The organism is Flavobacterium sp. Arc3 (assembly GCF_041431375.1).
In the GTDB taxonomy this organism is placed as follows: domain Bacteria; phylum Bacteroidota; class Bacteroidia; order Flavobacteriales; family Flavobacteriaceae; genus Flavobacterium.
This window is the reverse complement of sequence record NZ_JASMRI010000022.1, coordinates 12,764-28,480: the sequence shown is the minus strand read 5'-3', so window position 1 is coordinate 28,480 and position 15,717 is coordinate 12,764. Positions and strand designations below refer to the sequence as shown.

Sequence of the window (15,717 nt, the reverse complement as noted above, 5' to 3'; positions counted from 1 at the left end):
GTTTTTAAGTCTTGTCATCAGTACTGTTTCTTTTTCTCAAAAAGCTGAAACCATGAAAAATATCACCTCAGATTATACGTTTGCCACTCATTATACCAGTATTGATAATTTGGAAATTGCCTACATTAAGGAAGGTAAAGGAAAGCAAACGATAGTTTTTATTCACGGTTTGAGTAGTAATGCTGATGCCTGGTCTCGCAATATTGAAAACTTGAAAGATAAATATACCTGCGTAGCATTAGACTTACCGGGTTTTGGTAAATCATCGAAAGTTGCACCAGCTTATACGCCCACTTATTATGCTGATATTGTGGTGAAATTAATAGATAAACTGAAATTGAAAAATGTTATTGTGGCAGGGCATTCTATGGGTGGACAGGCGGCTATTAAATTAGCTTTAAAGCATCCTGAAAAACTAAAAAAACTTATTCTAATTGCTCCGGCAGGAATAGAAGAATTCAATGCGCAACAGGCTCTTTTGATGAAAAATGCTGTAACTGCTGATATGGTGTCTAAAACTACAGACGAGCAGATTGACCGTAATTATCAACTCAATTTTTTTAAGTTGCCTGAAGAAGCACAAACGATGATTTCTGATCGAAAAAGAATTAAGCAAGCCGCTGATTTTCCGGAATATTGTGATGCAATTGTAAAAAGTATTGCAGGGATGTTAGACGAGCCTACTCATGCAGAACTGAATTTGATTGCAGTGAAAACATTAGTGGTTTTTGGAGAAAACGATAATCTGATTCCGAATAGGTACTTAAATCCAAATTTGACAACAAATTTAATAGGCGGTATCGGACAGGAAAAGATCAAAAACAGTACCTTACACTTTGTTTCCGAAAGTGGGCATTTTGTTCAGTTTGAAAAACCTACCGAAGTAAATCGTATAATTACAACTTGGTTAGAGTAAAAGTCATAAGGTTATTTAATGAAGATTAAACTAAAAAAATTTACTGAGCTCAGCAAAAAAATCCTGCCGCATGAAGCGCAATACCTCGCTTTGATTCATAATTTTCAGGATGAGGAAAAACAGCAAATTTTTAATCAAGTTGTCAAAAATGCACTTTCGCAGAGCGTTTTTATTTCTTTCGACGAAAATATCGATAAGAGAAAGTACAATTATATTAAAAACTGGATGGAAAAAAAGCTAACTTTCATCGATGTCGACCTGACTACCGAATGGATTATGCTTTATAAAAAGAAAATTCTAACTGACACAATTTCGTCATTAGAAGAAGACCACTTTCTTCAATACATTCAAAACTACAAACAACTCGACTACAACTTCCAGAACCTTTATGAATTAGCCCGAGAATACAGAGCTTATGTTTTGATCCGGATGAGGTACAATGATCATCAAATTATCGCAGATTTTCTGGAGCTATTTTCGCCCCATTTTACAAAAGCAAAAACAATTCAGGACAAACTCTATCAGGCAACCACTGAAATTACTAACCAATATACGCTCAAGAATAGCGAAACTAAATATTGGGAAAAATGGTTGTATAAAGTTTTTAGTACCACAACAATTGATGGTAGGAATAGGTATCAGGCTTTTGTTTTATTGGCTTTTATGTTTACAAATTACAACGACAATCAGAAATTGAAACTGCTTTTTGATCAAATTGATGTCTTTTTCAGTAGAGGCGAAATGTATTCACGCAGGTTGTTATCAAATTATTATGCTAATAGAGTTTTGCTGCACAGTAAAGAAAATGAACTGATAAAAGCAGAGTATTTCGGATTTCTTTCTATTCGTCAGGATAATGATGATACCTTGATGTATGTGAATAACTTAGTCGCTATTTTGATAAAAAACAATAAGCCCAAAAAAGCATTAGAGCTTTTGGAGAATTTCAAATCGCTTTCAGAGTTGACACACAATTACCATCAAAAAATCAGTTACACTTCCTATCACATTCGATTATTGACTGAATTCGGCCAACTTTTACAAGCTGAAAATATTGCGCGTCTTTTTCTAAGGAAAAACGAAGAAGCAATTCTAAAACACCGCTGGCATCTTTTCTTTACGTCTTATTTTAATGTGTTGATTACAAAAGAAAAATACGATGCCGTTTTGCAAATTTTTCAAAAATACAAACTCCAGGAACTTGAAAATGATCGCAGGAAAAGAGATAATTATGTGCCTACGATTACATGGAGCGTTTCCTTGTCCAATTATATGGAGGGAAAAATCAATTCAGCTCGATTATTGGAAGAAATTAAAGAGCCTTTGAAGGGAATGATTATTTCTGAAAGCCAAAGGAATCTAATGATTCAAGTGATAAATCGATTGTCAAAAAATCTTCCCGAAGCTTTTTCAAAATTAAAGTCACACCTGAAAAATTCCAAGTAAATTAAGGAGGTCTAATGTAGTCTCTGTGTGTTTTGGGCTTTTTTATTATTATAGTCATACCAAAAAATCGTCAAATGTAGGAAAGCTCTCTTTGATTTCGTTTTAGATTGCACCTACTAATCAAATACTTAATCCAATGAAAAAACATCTTTACCTTTTTCTTGTCCTGTTTGCTCAGCTCATCTGTGCTCAGGATAATGGCTCGTTAAATGGAACAATTACTGATATATACGGTATGCCGCTTTCAGGAACGACGATTCAGATAGTCAGTCTTAAAATAGGGACTGTAACAGATATAAATGGAAAGTTTGCTATTGATAAAGTTCCTGCGGGAAGTTATAAAGTAGCTGTGTCATTTGTAGGTTTTGAGGGTTTTACTCAATCAGTAACAATTCAAGCTGGTAGGGCCACGCAACTGAACCTGAAAATGGAAGAATCTTATGGGCAATTAGACGAGGTTGTCGTTTCAGCCGGCAAGAAGCCACAAAAACTGACCGAGGTTCCGGCCACGGTAAATGTTATAAAAACTAAAGAAATTGAGCAGTTTTCAAGCTTCAACTTAGGGGAATTAGCATCAAGACAAAAAGGAGTTGATTTTGTTCGAACAGGAGTTTTGGGAACAGGAATCAATATTAGGGGATTTAACTCCGCATTCAACTCTAAAAACCTTCAGATAACAGACGACCGTTTGTCTTCTTTAGTAGCAACGGGATTGCCTTTAGGATCTATGGAAACCGTGACTAAGGATGATGTGGAAAGAGTCGAAATTTTATTGGGACCAAACGGAACCCTATACGGCCCAAATGCGCACAATGGTTTAGTGAATACTATTACTAAAAATCCATTCAAATACCAGGGTACTACTTTTGCAATTGGTGCGGGAAGCCAAGATGTATTAACGGCAAGAGTGCGTCATGCACAGGCGGTTTCTGATAAATTTGCTTATAAATTCCATTTTGAAAGATCACAAGGAACGGAGTTCAACTACACGGATTCTGTTTATGTGGGTACAAAAGCATATAAAGAGTTAGAATTAGACCGCAAGTTTGATACTCAAAAATATGGAGCTGGATTATTTTATAAACTAACTCCTAATTCAGAATTAAGTAGTTATTATGGACATAGTAACAATAATAACTTAGGAGTAACGAGTGCTGGTAGAAATCAAATTAAAGATTGGTCTATTGATGTAGCGCAATTGAAATATGTTTCGCCACGTCTATTTTTGAATACGTATTACAGCTGGAGTAAAACGGATAAAACCTACGCTATTAACCAAAGAACGCAAAATTATGTTTCTTTTATCAACAATGGTTTTTCAGAGGAAGAGGCCTTAAGAAGATCTTATGCTGAACAATGGTTTCCAATAGGATCAGGAGGAGTGCCCTTGCAAAGAGGAGCATTATTCAAAGACGCTTCAAAAAGATACAATGCTGAAGGGCAGTATAATAACAACTGGAGTAATTTCTACTTAACTGCTGGGGCTCAGTATCAGTACGATATGGCCGATTCTAAAGGGACTTACTTATTAGACCAGGATGGAGTAATCAAGATAGCTCAAACTGGTGTGTATTCCCAATTTGAATACAAAGCGCCAGAATCAGGATGGGCATTCTTAGCCGCTATGCGTGTAGATAACCATGATTTTTATGGATCCAATTTTCTTCCTAAAGCTGCAATTACAAAATCGTTTGAAACGGGTACTTTTCGTCTAACCTATGGGAAAGGAATGGCAGTACCTTCTATTCTGAATTTGAAAGGAAATTTATTTGGTGGTTTGGTATTAGGGAATGGAGAAGGTTTTACCCTATCGGATGGAACTAAAATAGCAAAATTAGAAGTGGAAACAATCAATTCGTATGAAGTAGGATACAAAGGAAAGCTTTCGAAACAACTTTTTATTGATGTAAATGCTTATTATAACCAATCTGATAAATTCATTAGTCCATTAGTTAACATCGCTACAAACGGAAGAACGGTAACTTATGTTGGAGATAAACCAATTGGAGAGGTAGTTCCTGGTTCTAATGGAGCTTATATACTTACTTATTCTAATTTTGGAGCAGTAGATACTTATGGTTTTGACCTTGGATTAAATTACTATTTTGATGATGCTTTTAGAACTACAATCAACTATTCCTATTTTGGAAGAGATTTAGATACTAATGATCTAGGTAATGACGGGAATCAAGATGGAAAAGTACTTGAAACGGATTTGCCAATCAATACGCCAACGCACAAATTCAGTGTGGGGCTACACTACAACAAAGGTAAATTCTATGGTGCTATCTATGGACGATACGTTCAAAAGTATGACTTCTTCTCAGGAATTAATATTGCTGCTAAAACACAGGATTTAAACGGTGACGGAACTAATGATGTAGTAGAAAATGCAAGAAACGGAAGAACATGGAACTACGGGCAATTAGGTGGTTTTACAGTTGATGCAAACGTGGGTTATTATGCAACAGATCGCTTGTCGTTTGGGGCTAGTTTTACGAATCTTTTCAACGCAAAAGTGAGAGAGTTTGTCGCTTCGCCAGTAATCAGCACCTTATTTAATGTTGAGATGAAGTATACGATAGACTTTTTTGCTAAAAAATAAGTAGTTAACTAAAAACAATTGGAATGCCAAAAACAATGGTTAACTCAATAGAAATCAATTATGAAGATGTTGGTCGTGGGGAAACTCTAGTGCTGCTTCATGGTTTGGGTTCAACAATAAAAGACTGGGATTTTCAAATCCCAGTCTTATCTGAAAAATTTAGATTAATTATTCCTGATTTTAGAGGTCATGGAAAATCAGGGATTAATAACGATGATTTTGGAGTTGAATTCTTAACAGAAGATATCTTTCAGTTGCTGCAAAAATTAGAGATTGAAAAAGCTTCTTTTGTCGGCTTTTCCATGGGAGGAGCTGTTTCTTTTCAAATGGCTGTATCGCATCCGGAAATAGTTGACAAACTAATAATTGTCAACAGTGGACCTGATTTTGACAATATGGGAAAAATGGGGACGGAACTATTAGAAAGTAGAACTGCGTTTCTAAAAATGAAAGGACTTCAAGAGCTCGCCAAAGAAATTTCAAAAAACATGTTTCCTGAGCCACAACAACAGAAGCTTCGACAGGAATTTGAAGAACGTTGCGGTAAAAATAATCCAGAAGTATATTACAAAACATTTGTGACATTGATGGAATGGGGGCTAGGAGACAAACTAGAAACTATTCCCCATAAAACACTAGTAGTTGGATCTGATATGGACTATATGCCTGTGTCTTATAAAGAAGAGTATGCTTCCAGAATGCAAAATGCAACTGTAGCTATTGTTTCTAATTCACGACATGGAGTTGTAATGGATCAACACGAAGCTTTTAACAAGATCATTTTAAACTTTTTAGAAAATGAGTAAATCAGTTCTTATTACAGGAAGTACCAGCGGAATCGGATTGGGGATAGCTAAAGTTTTTGCAAAAAACGGCTACCAAATAATGTTTCATGGACTGGAAGCAAATGGTGCTGAAATTGCATCAAACATTGGAGAAAAATATAAAGTAAAAACGGGGTATTCAAATGCTAATTTGTTGGAGTCAGCTGCAGTTGCTCAGCTTGTTGAAGACACAGTGTCGCAATTGGGCTCGATTGATGTTTTGATTAATAATGCCGGGATTCAGTATGTGTCTCCAATCGAGGACTTCCCAAATGAAATGTATGAAAAGATAATAGCGATTAATATGAATGCTGTGTTTTATGCTGGTAAAGCAGCATGGAAATACATGAAAGAACAAAAGTTTGGTCGCATAATCAATATCTCTTCTGTTCATGGAATTAGGGCTTCTGAGTTCAAGTCGGCTTATGTGACTGCAAAACATGGTGTTGTGGGGATGACAAAAGTAATGGCATTAGAAGGAGCACCATATAATATAACGTCTAATGCAATCTGCCCTGGATATGTAAGAACACCTTTGGTAGAAAACCAAATTAAGGATCAGGCCAAAGCACATAATCTTTCAGAGGATGAGGTGGTAGAGAAGATTATGCTAAAAAAGCAGGCTGTAAAAGAATTTATTCCTATTGAGGCTATTGCTGAAATGGCACTTCTTTTGGCTGGCGAACACGCAACGACAATAACAGGGTCGACTTTTACTTTAGACGGAGGTTGGAGCGCTCAATAATATTTTGGTTTGGTTTTTTAAATTAGTTTCGTTTGGATTAAATCTGTCAGAAGTAATTTTGACAGATTTTTTTTTAATTCTAATAGGTAATAAACAAGATAAATTATGATAAATAAAAAAGTAAATACGGTGCAAGAAGCTCTGGAAGGAATCGAGAATGGAATGACGCTTATGTTAGGTGGTTTTGGCCTTTGTGGAATTCCAGAAAATAGCATAGCTGAATTGGTAAAAAAAGAAATAGTCGATCTAAGCTGTATTTCAAATAATGCAGGAGTCGATAATTTTGGACTAGGACTATTGCTGCAAAAGAAACAAATCAAAAAAATGATCTCTTCTTATGTAGGCGAAAATGCAGAATTTGAACGTCAGATGCTTTCGGGTGAATTAGAGGTAGAACTTACTCCGCAAGGAACCTTGGCCGAAAAGTGTCGAGCAGCTCAGGCCGGAATACCTGCTTTTTTTACTCCCGCAGGTTACGGAACGGAAGTAGCCGAAGGGAAAGAAGTACGCGAGTTTAACGGAAAAATGCACCTTATGGAATTAGCATACAAAGCCGATTTTGCAATTGTAAAAGCTTGGAAAGGAGATGAGGCTGGGAATTTGATTTTTAAAGGAACGGCGAGAAATTTTAACGGATGTATGGCTGGAGCAGCTACGATCACAATTGCTGAGGTAGAAGAGTTACTGCCTGCAGGAGCATTGGATCCAAACCAAATTCACATACCCGGAATTATGGTGCAGCGCATTTTTAAAGGAGAGAAATTTGAAAAGAGAATTGAACAACGTACAACACGCAAAAGAAATTAAATCATGGCTTTAGATAAAAATCAGATAGCAAAAAGAATTGCTAAAGAGGTGAAAGAAGGCTATTTTGTGAACTTAGGAATTGGTATTCCTACACTGGTGGCAAATTTTGTTCAAGGTGATATTTCAGTAGAATTTCAAAGCGAGAACGGAGTTTTAGGAATGGGACCGTTTCCTTATGAAGGAGAAGAAGATGCCGATATCATTAATGCCGGAAAACAAACGATTACGACCTTGCCTGGGGCAAGTTTTTTTGATTCGGCATTTAGTTTTGGCATGATTCGGGCTCAAAAAGTAGATTTGACAATTTTGGGTGCCATGGAAGTATCTGAAAACGGAGATATTGCCAATTGGAAAATTCCAGGAAAGATGGTAAAAGGCATGGGGGGTGCGATGGATTTAGTGGCATCGGCCGAAAATATCATCGTGGCAATGATGCACGTTAATAAAGCAGGAGAATCTAAAATTCTAAAAAAATGTACGCTGCCATTAACCGGTGTTGGTTGTGTAAAAAAGGTAGTTACTGAGTTAGCTGTTTTAGAAGTTACGCCTAATGGTTTTAGATTAGTAGAAAGAGCGCCTGGAGTTTCTGTTGAAGAAATCATAAAAGCCACCGCAGCCCGATTAATCATTGATTTTGAAATTCCAGAGATGGCAATCGATTAAAATTTCACTTTCCAAAAAAATGGATTCTTAGTAATTGAATTTTGTATGATTAAGAGTCGTTTTAGTTTTGATCGATACTGAAGTAGTACCTTATTGAAAAACGTATATAAACAAAAAACCCGAATATTTCTATTCGGGTTTTAAAGTGGTACCTCCAGGGATCGAACCAGGGACACATGGATTTTCAGTCCATTGCTCTACCATCTGAGCTAAGGTACCATTTGGTTGCTTTTCGTAAGCTGTAATGCTTGTTGATTGCGGGTGCAAAGATAGAATGTTTTTTAATATATCCAATACATTTTTTTAAAAAAATCAATTCGTATCTTCGCAAAATCAAAATCCAAATTATGATTCTAACAGTTGATGTGGGGAATACAAGAATTAAAGCTGCTGTTTTTGAGGATGATATCCTCTTGGAGCAGTTTGTTTTTTCGAAGGAAGAGCTCCAAAAAAAAATTAAAAATATTTTAAAAAAATTTAAAAATACTTCTCATTTGGTTGTTGCATCGGTCGGAAATATCGAAAAACAGTCTTTTTTAGAGTTTGAAAAAGAGGTCGCAGTTCATTTTGTTTCTCATGATGATCCTTTTCCTTTCGTTAATGGGTATGAAACACCAAAAACTTTAGGAATAGATAGGATGGTTCTAGCAGCTGGAGCAACTTTACAGTTTCCAGGGCAAAACAGATTAGTGATAGATGCCGGAACATGTATTACATTTGATTTTGTGAATGAGAGTGACAAATACCTTGGGGGTGCTATCGCTCCCGGATTGCAATTGCGTTATAAGTCATTACATGATTTTACGGCAAAGCTGCCATTGTTGTCATTAGAAAGTCCTAAAGGTTTAGTGGGGAAGTCAACTTCAGAATCTATTCATTCGGGAGTTGTAAATGGTTTGGCCTATGAGATTGACGGTTTCGTAGATGAATATCGTACTCTTTGTCCAAATTTTATAATAATTTTAACGGGAGGGGATGCAGAATTTTTGGCTAAACGATTAAAAAATACCATATTTGCCAATTCAAATTTTCTTTTAGAAAGTTTGAACCAAACATTTCAATATAAAATCAAAAATGATTAAAAAAATTTTAATAAGCGCTTGTTTGCTTTTGTCGTTAGTTTCTTTTGCTCAAGAAGGGACTTCTTCGCCTTATTCTTATTACGGAATTGGGGATGTTAGGTTTAAAGGAACAGTTGAAAGTCGTTCTATGGCAGGAGTAGCGGTCGAACAAGACAGTATTCATATTAACTTGCAAAACCCTGCAAGTTTTGCTAATTTAAAGTTTACAACATTTGCACTTGGTGGAACTTATAATACTACAACAGTAAAATCAGAGAGTAATAGTGAAAAGGCAAGAAGAACAATGTTAGACTATCTTGCTGTTGGATTGCCTTTCGGCAAAATAGGAGTTGGATTTGGATTAATTCCTTATTCCTCTGTAGGGTATAAGATAGAAGCTATTTCGGAAGATACAGATACAAATAATAGACGCTACAATGGTTCAGGAGGTTTGAATAAAGCTTTTATTGGAGTGGGTTATAAAATAAATTCTAATTTTAGTATAGGAGCTGATACTCAGTACAATTTCGGAAAAATTGAAACGAATAGTTTGGAGTTTATTACCGGTACTCCTGTTGGAACTACGGAGAGCAATAGCGCTGATTTTTCAGGAGTAAATTTTGATATCGGAGCGATGTATAAGGCTAAGTTGAGCAAAAAATTAAATATATATACTAGTTTAAATTATACATTAGAAAACACTCTAACGTCTAAAAATACTAGAAATATATCTACTGTAACTTACAGTTCTGGGTATGATTTATCAGTTGTAGATGTTCTTGAAGAGCAAAATGATGAACTTGAGTTAAAATTTCCAAGTAAAATATCTTTGAGCGCTGGTATTGGAGAGTCGCAAAAATGGTTAATTGGTGGAAAAGTGGCTTATTCAAAATCTTCAGCACAAGCAAATGCTTATAATAATGCGGGTAACGTAGGATATGGTAAATACGGGAGTGTGAGTTTAGGAGGTTTTTTTATTCCTGATTATAACTCCTTTTCAAGCTACGGTAAAAGGATTGTTTACAGAGGGGGTTTGAAGTATGAAAAAACGGGTCTGGTTGTTAGTGGAGAATCAATAAACGATATTGGGTTTACATTAGGGCTTGGTTTGCCAATTACTGGGACTATTTCTAATGTAAATATTGGATTCGAAATGGGGAAAAAAGGAACAACTTCAGCGGGTTTAGTTCAGGAAAATTATGCTAATATTAGTATAGGATTTTCACTGAATGACAAATGGTTCGTGCAAAGAAAATTCCAATAATAGAAGCATTAAAATATATTTCACTTTGTCTATATTGACGTATGAATCTATTCAAAACACATAGAATACTTAACCTAGTCACAGTTTTTGCTGTGACTCTGTTTTTTGGGTGTGAAAGTAATTTTAAAGAAGTTCAAAAAATAAATGTCACGGAATTTACGCCCAGTGGGGATGCAGATAAAGTGAATTTAAAATATACTGATTCGGGACTTATAAAGGTTGTTTTGCTTAGTCCTAAGATGTTAGATTTTTCAACTATTGATTTTCCTTTTACAGAATTTCCGAAAGGAATAGATATTACATTGTACGATGAAAAAGGGAAAGCCACCCGCGTGACATCAAATTATGCCATTTCCTATAAAATCACGGGGATAATCGATTTGCAAGGAAAAGTAAAGATTGTTGCAGAGAAAGGGCAAACGCTTGAAACAGAGCAATTGTACTATGATCAAAAAAATGAATGGTTTTTTACTGAAAAAAAGTTTAAATTTACAGATGTTAAAGGTTCTTCAAATGGACAAGGAATAGATTTTTCTAAAGATTTCAAGGTTATCAATTCACAAAGATTAACAGGCGAATTTGATTCGGCTGAATAAATATCAAAAACTATACTATGGGTTACTTAAAATACACGCCTTACATTTATCTTATTTTTGGTTTGTACTTCATTTATGAAGCGATTGTAAAATGGAACGATCCTGAGGGTACGCCTTGGTTGAGTGTCATGATTGCCGGACTTGCAATTTTTATGTTTTTCTTCAGGAGAAAATATGCAAAGAAGATGCAGGACCGTAATGATCAATCATAATTTATGGAAATTGGTGTTATAATATTATGTCTAATACTAAGTGCCTTTTTTTCTGGGATGGAAATTGCATTTATTTCTTCGAATAAAATATATCTAGAAATAGAGAAGAAGCAAGATAATTTTCTTTCTAAAATCCTTACTAAACTTACCGAAAAACCATCAAAATTTATTGCTGCTATGCTTATTGGAAACAATATTGCATTGGTGGTTTATGGATTTTTTATGGGCGCTTTATTGATGCGTCAGATAGATTCGCTAGGATATCATTTTTCTGACTTATTGAATTTGTTGATTCAAACGGTGCTTTCTACGCTGATTGTTCTAATAACAGCTGAGTTTTTACCGAAAGTCTTTTTTCAAATTTACGCAAATGGTTTATTCAAGTTTTTTGCGTTACCGGCCTATATTTTCTACGTGCTGTTTTATTTTATTTCTACATTCTTGATTTGGGTTTCTGATTTTGTTCTAAAAAAATTCTTTAGAACAGATGGCGATCAGATACAGCTTTATTTTAGTAAAGTAGAACTTGGAAATTACATTATGGAGCAAATGAGTAGCGTTGAGGATGATGACGAGGTCGATTCAGAAATACAAATGTTTCAGAATGCACTGGAATTTTCAGGTGTAAAGGCTAGAGATGTTATGAGTCCTAGAACGGAACTTGTAGCTATCGATTTATTTGATACTATAGCGGAGCTTAAAGAATTATTTATTGAAACTGGTTACTCTAAGGTTGTTGTCTATGAAAATTCATTAGATGATATTGTGGGTTACGTGCATTCCTTTGATTTGTTTAAGAAGCCTAAGAGTATCAAAGCGGTCGTTATTCCTGTTGAATTTGTTCCTGAAACAATTTACATTAAAGATGTCATGAATTTGCTTACTAAAAAGCGAAAAAGTGTGGCGGTGGTGTTGGATGAGTACGGAGGAACTTCAGGTATAGTTACTATTGAAGATATAGTAGAAGAACTTTTTGGGGAAATAGAAGACGAACATGATTCTGATGAAGAATTAATCGAAAAGGAACTGGGTGATGATACTTATATTTTTTCGGCTCGATTTGATGTGGAATATTTGAATCAAACATATAAGCTTAATATACCAGAGAGTGATTCTTATGGTACTCTAGGTGGTTTTATTGTAGATTTTAATAATGACATACCGTTAAAAGGGGAGGTAATAGTGATAGGAACCTATCATTTTATCATAGAAGAGGCTACAAACAAGAAAATTGAATTGGTCAAATTGACCATAAAAGAGTGATTTTTTTTATAAAAGTATTTTTTTTGTAAAATAAAACGCTACTAGTATAATTATTAATTAGATAATTGTATTTTCGCAAACTGAATATAAAATTAACAACAATAAAAATGGCAGTTTTATCAAATATTAGACAACGTTCCGCTTTAATGATTGCAGTAATCGCATTTGCATTATTTGCATTTATCATTGGCGATTTATTCAACAGTGGAAGCTTTAACAGTACATCAAAAGATGTAGGGAGTATCAATGGAAATGATATTTCATTTGAAGATTTCAGAATTAAAGTTAGTAATGTTGAAAAAAGTACTGAAGGAATCACTTCTACAGCAGCAGCAAACAGAGTTTGGGACCAAGAGGTTTCTGTAGCTTTGTTAACTTCTGAATTTGATAAATTAGGTTTAAGAGTTGGAGAGAAGCATTTATTAGCAGTTTTAAAAGCAGACCCTAATATTGGTCAAAATCCAATGTTCTTGAATGCAGCGGGTATGTTTGATATTGCAAAATTCAAAGAATATTTCAAATCAAATCCTGCGCAAGCAGAATATTTAAAAGACAGAGAGAAAGATGCTGAGCTTAACGCTAAGTATCAAATCTACAACACGATGATCAAATCAGGTGTTTATACAACTCAGAGTGAAGGAAAGTTTAAATATGAAATGGAAGCTAATAAAGTGAACTTTGCTTATGTTGCCGGTTTATACTCTACTATCAAAGACAGTGACGTTAAAGTAACTGATGCTGAGATATTAGATTACATGAAGAAAAATGAAAAGAAATTTAAAGCAGAAGAATCTCGTGAAGTAGAGTATGTTTTAATTGCAGATAAAGCTTCAAAAGATGATGAAGCTGAAGTAAAAGCTAGAATTACTGGATTGTTATCAGGAAGTGTTGTTTATAATCAAGCAACTGCGAAAAATGATACTTTAGCAGGTTTTAGAGCTGCTAAAAATACAATTGATTTTGTTAATTCAAATTCAGATGTGCCTTACGATTCTACTTATGTAGCTAAGAAAGACTTACCTGCTGTTGATGCAGATCAGTTGTTTAATCTTGCTCCAGGTGAAATATATGGACCTTACGTTTTTGGAAACTACTACTGTGTTTCAAAATCTATGGGTAAAAAACTAGGCGTGAATGCAAAAGCAAGTCATATCTTAATTAGTTATGAAGGAACACAAGTTCCAAACAAAAAAGAAAAAAGAACTAAAGAAGAAGCAAAAGCGCAAGCTGAAGCTATATTAGCGCAAGTAAAAGCAAATCCAGAAAGTTTCATGATGTTAGCTTTTTCTAACTCAGATGATTCATCAGCACAACAAGGTGGTGATTTAGGATATTTTAGTCAAAATCAAATGGTGAAACCATTTAACGATTTTGTTTTCAATAGTAGTATTGGTTCGATTGGTTTAGTAGAAACTCCTTTTGGATTTCATATTATTAAAGTTACTGATAAGCAAGACGGAATACGTTTAGCTACGGTAGCTTTAAAACTGGAAGCTTCAGAAGCTACTTCAGATAAAGCGTTTACACAAGCGACTAAATTTGAAATGGATGCAGCTGATAAAGATTTCAATACTGTAGCAAAAGGAATGGGACTTACAGTAGTTCCCGGAGTTACAGTAAAAGCAATGGATGAAAATTTTGGACCATTAGGAGTACAAAGATCAATCGTAAGATGGGCTTTTGAAGATGATTCTAAAGCTGGTACAATAAAAAGATTTGAAGTAGCTAACGTTGGACACGTTATCGCTAGACTTAAAAGTATCGATAAGTCAGGGTTAGTATCTATTACGCAAGTTAAACCTTATGTAGAGCCAATTCTTAAAAACAAGAAAAAGGCAGAATTGATCAAAGCTAAAATGACTGGAAGTTCTATGGAAGCAATTGCTAAATCTGCAGGTTCTACTGTGTTGCAAGCAACTGATGTTACTATGGAGAACCCAATGTTAACAGGTGTTGGATTAGAGCCAAAAGTTGTTGGAAATGCATTTGCATTGGCAGCAAATAAAATGTCTGCACCAATCGAAGGAAATACTGGAGTATATGTTGTTAAAAATGTAAGTACAGTGAAAGCTGCAGCCTTGAAGGATGTTTCGCCTTATGTGGCTAAATTAAAAGCGCAATCTGCTGGCGATGTTAACAGAGTTTTACCTGCGCTTAAAGACAATGCAACTATTGAAGATAATAGAAAACAATTTAATTACTAGTTGATTTAAAGTAATTATTAATTTCACGAAAAAACCCGATACATTGTATCGGGTTTTTTTTATGCATAATATATTTTTGAAGTAGTCTTTATTGATTTTTATGTAGCTGCTAACTTAATATCATGTCATCATAAGAGAGAATAGTATTAAATCCTTTTGAACTAAAATACGCTGTAGGGTCGAACTCAGATATAACCATTACAAAATCTCCACCCCAAGCTCCTAAGCTTTTTACTTCGCCTTTGAAATCTGAAAATAGTGCCTCTTTTGCAGTTGTTGTTTCTAAAATAATACTCATTTTGGTTTCGTGGCTTTCTATCGCTTGCGCAAAAGAGTGAAGAGTGTTTGCTTGTAAAGCTTTAAGGGTTATTTTGTTGATTGAATCAATGTTTTTATTTAAATCTCGGGTTTTAGTTGCTTGGTAGTTTGCAATTGCGGTCTTGCTGCTTTGTTTCATATTTAGGTAGACAAAGTAGATGTGTTGCGTGAAGTTTGGTTTGAAAGTAACTTTTTCAACAATAGGACTTCCGTGCTCGAGATGGTAAAGAATGGGGTTGTTGTTTTGCGCACAGGCAATATCATAGCCGCTACCACCAAAGCTATTGTTGAGCAATATAAATGCATCAATTTGTAGCCATTGTGCAATATTGTTTATTAAGGTAGAGGAGGTTCCTAGTCCCCATTTTTTAGGAAAACTCAGTTGCGTAGTAATGATATATCCCGATCCGTCCTTTATAAAGCCAGGATTTAATAAATATCCCTCATGAAGTATAGAAATCAATGTTGACTTTATGGTTTCTATTTCTTGTGCAGAAGGATTCATTATCTCTGAAAACGAAATACGATCTTCAAACCAAATCTTGCCATCAGCATCATAGCTTTTCCAGTGAATTTCTGGATTAGGATTTTTTTCGACATTTAGGTACTGCCCGAATTTTGTAGGCAATGCAAAAGCTATCGCACCGTCCAAAACGAGGTATTCTCCGGTAATTAAAAGCTTTCCGTTACTGTAAAATGTTTCTTTCATTTATGCTGAATTTAATTTCACTGAATTCATTTCAGGGTTGCAGTATTCTTTTTTGTAATCCCTAAAGAAGCGGTATCCTATACT

14 protein-coding genes and 1 tRNA gene are annotated in these 15,717 nt (G+C 34.9%); 13 read left to right on the top strand and 2 right to left on the bottom strand.

All coding sequences use genetic code 11. From position 1 onward, the window contains the following. Positions 1 to 52 precede the first annotated feature (52 nt). The 7 genes from QO200_RS14990 to QO200_RS14960 all read left to right on the top strand — a co-directional run bounded on the left by QO200_RS14990 (position 53) and on the right by QO200_RS14960 (position 8,006). The gene (locus tag QO200_RS14990) at positions 53 to 916 is read left to right on the top strand and encodes an alpha/beta fold hydrolase (protein ID WP_371541505.1); all 864 of its coding nucleotides are present in this window, start codon (positions 53 to 55) and stop codon (positions 914 to 916) included. Positions 917 to 934: 18 nt separating this feature from the next. Then, entirely contained in the window at positions 935 to 2,362 is a 1,428-nt protein-coding gene (locus QO200_RS14985) for a hypothetical protein (RefSeq protein WP_371541503.1), read from the top strand. A gap of 136 nt (positions 2,363 to 2,498) precedes the next feature. Beyond that, entirely contained in the window at positions 2,499 to 4,967 is a 2,469-nt protein-coding gene (locus QO200_RS14980) for a carboxypeptidase-like regulatory domain-containing protein (protein ID WP_371541500.1), read from the top strand. Between the two features lie 23 nt (positions 4,968 to 4,990). Next, positions 4,991 to 5,773, top strand: a complete 783-nt coding sequence (locus QO200_RS14975) for an alpha/beta fold hydrolase (RefSeq protein WP_371541498.1) — start codon at positions 4,991 to 4,993, stop codon at positions 5,771 to 5,773. Beyond that, complete coding sequence (locus QO200_RS14970; RefSeq protein ID WP_371541495.1) at positions 5,766 to 6,536, top strand: 3-hydroxybutyrate dehydrogenase; 771 nt, start codon at positions 5,766 to 5,768, stop codon at positions 6,534 to 6,536. Before QO200_RS14975 ends, QO200_RS14970 begins: the two co-directional genes overlap by 8 nt. Positions 6,537 to 6,641: 105 nt before the next feature. After that, positions 6,642 to 7,343, top strand: coding sequence for a CoA transferase subunit A (locus tag QO200_RS14965; RefSeq protein ID WP_371541494.1), 702 nt, complete (start codon positions 6,642 to 6,644; stop codon positions 7,341 to 7,343). A 3-nt stretch (positions 7,344 to 7,346) separates the two neighbouring features. Further along, the gene (locus QO200_RS14960; protein WP_371541491.1) at positions 7,347 to 8,006 is read left to right on the top strand and encodes a CoA transferase subunit B; all 660 of its coding nucleotides are present in this window, start codon (positions 7,347 to 7,349) and stop codon (positions 8,004 to 8,006) included. A gap of 146 nt (positions 8,007 to 8,152) precedes the next feature. Here QO200_RS14960 and QO200_RS14955 read toward each other — a convergent pair. Then, positions 8,153 to 8,225, bottom strand: a tRNA-Phe gene (locus QO200_RS14955). A 128-nt stretch (positions 8,226 to 8,353) separates the two neighbouring features. Here QO200_RS14955 and QO200_RS14950 point away from each other — a divergent pair. From QO200_RS14950 to QO200_RS14925, 6 genes are all read left to right on the top strand, one after another. Further along, entirely contained in the window at positions 8,354 to 9,088 is a 735-nt protein-coding gene (locus tag QO200_RS14950; protein ID WP_371541489.1) for a type III pantothenate kinase, read from the top strand. Then, positions 9,081 to 10,331 (top strand): hypothetical protein, encoded by a 1,251-nt coding sequence (locus tag QO200_RS14945; RefSeq protein WP_371541486.1) that lies wholly within the window; start codon positions 9,081 to 9,083, stop codon positions 10,329 to 10,331. Before QO200_RS14950 ends, QO200_RS14945 begins: the two co-directional genes overlap by 8 nt. A 41-nt stretch (positions 10,332 to 10,372) precedes the next feature. Further along, positions 10,373 to 10,927 (top strand): LPS export ABC transporter periplasmic protein LptC, encoded by a 555-nt coding sequence (lptC, locus tag QO200_RS14940; protein WP_371541484.1) that lies wholly within the window; start codon positions 10,373 to 10,375, stop codon positions 10,925 to 10,927. Between the two features lie 17 nt (positions 10,928 to 10,944). Next, positions 10,945 to 11,139 (top strand): hypothetical protein, encoded by a 195-nt coding sequence (locus tag QO200_RS14935; protein ID WP_371541482.1) that lies wholly within the window; start codon positions 10,945 to 10,947, stop codon positions 11,137 to 11,139. Between the two features lie 3 nt (positions 11,140 to 11,142). After that, on the top strand, positions 11,143 to 12,402 hold the full coding sequence (locus QO200_RS14930) for a hemolysin family protein (RefSeq protein ID WP_371541481.1): 1,260 nt from the start codon (positions 11,143 to 11,145) through the stop codon (positions 12,400 to 12,402). Positions 12,403 to 12,509: 107 nt separating this feature from the next. Continuing rightward, positions 12,510 to 14,606, top strand: a complete 2,097-nt coding sequence (locus QO200_RS14925; RefSeq protein ID WP_371541479.1) for a peptidylprolyl isomerase — start codon at positions 12,510 to 12,512, stop codon at positions 14,604 to 14,606. 109 nt (positions 14,607 to 14,715) lie between these two features. On the opposite strand, the gene QO200_RS14920 is transcribed toward QO200_RS14925, so the two are convergent. Further along, positions 14,716 to 15,633, bottom strand: coding sequence for a GYDIA family GHMP kinase (locus QO200_RS14920; RefSeq protein ID WP_371541477.1), 918 nt, complete (start codon positions 15,631 to 15,633; stop codon positions 14,716 to 14,718). Positions 15,634 to 15,717: the final 84 nt, after the last annotated feature.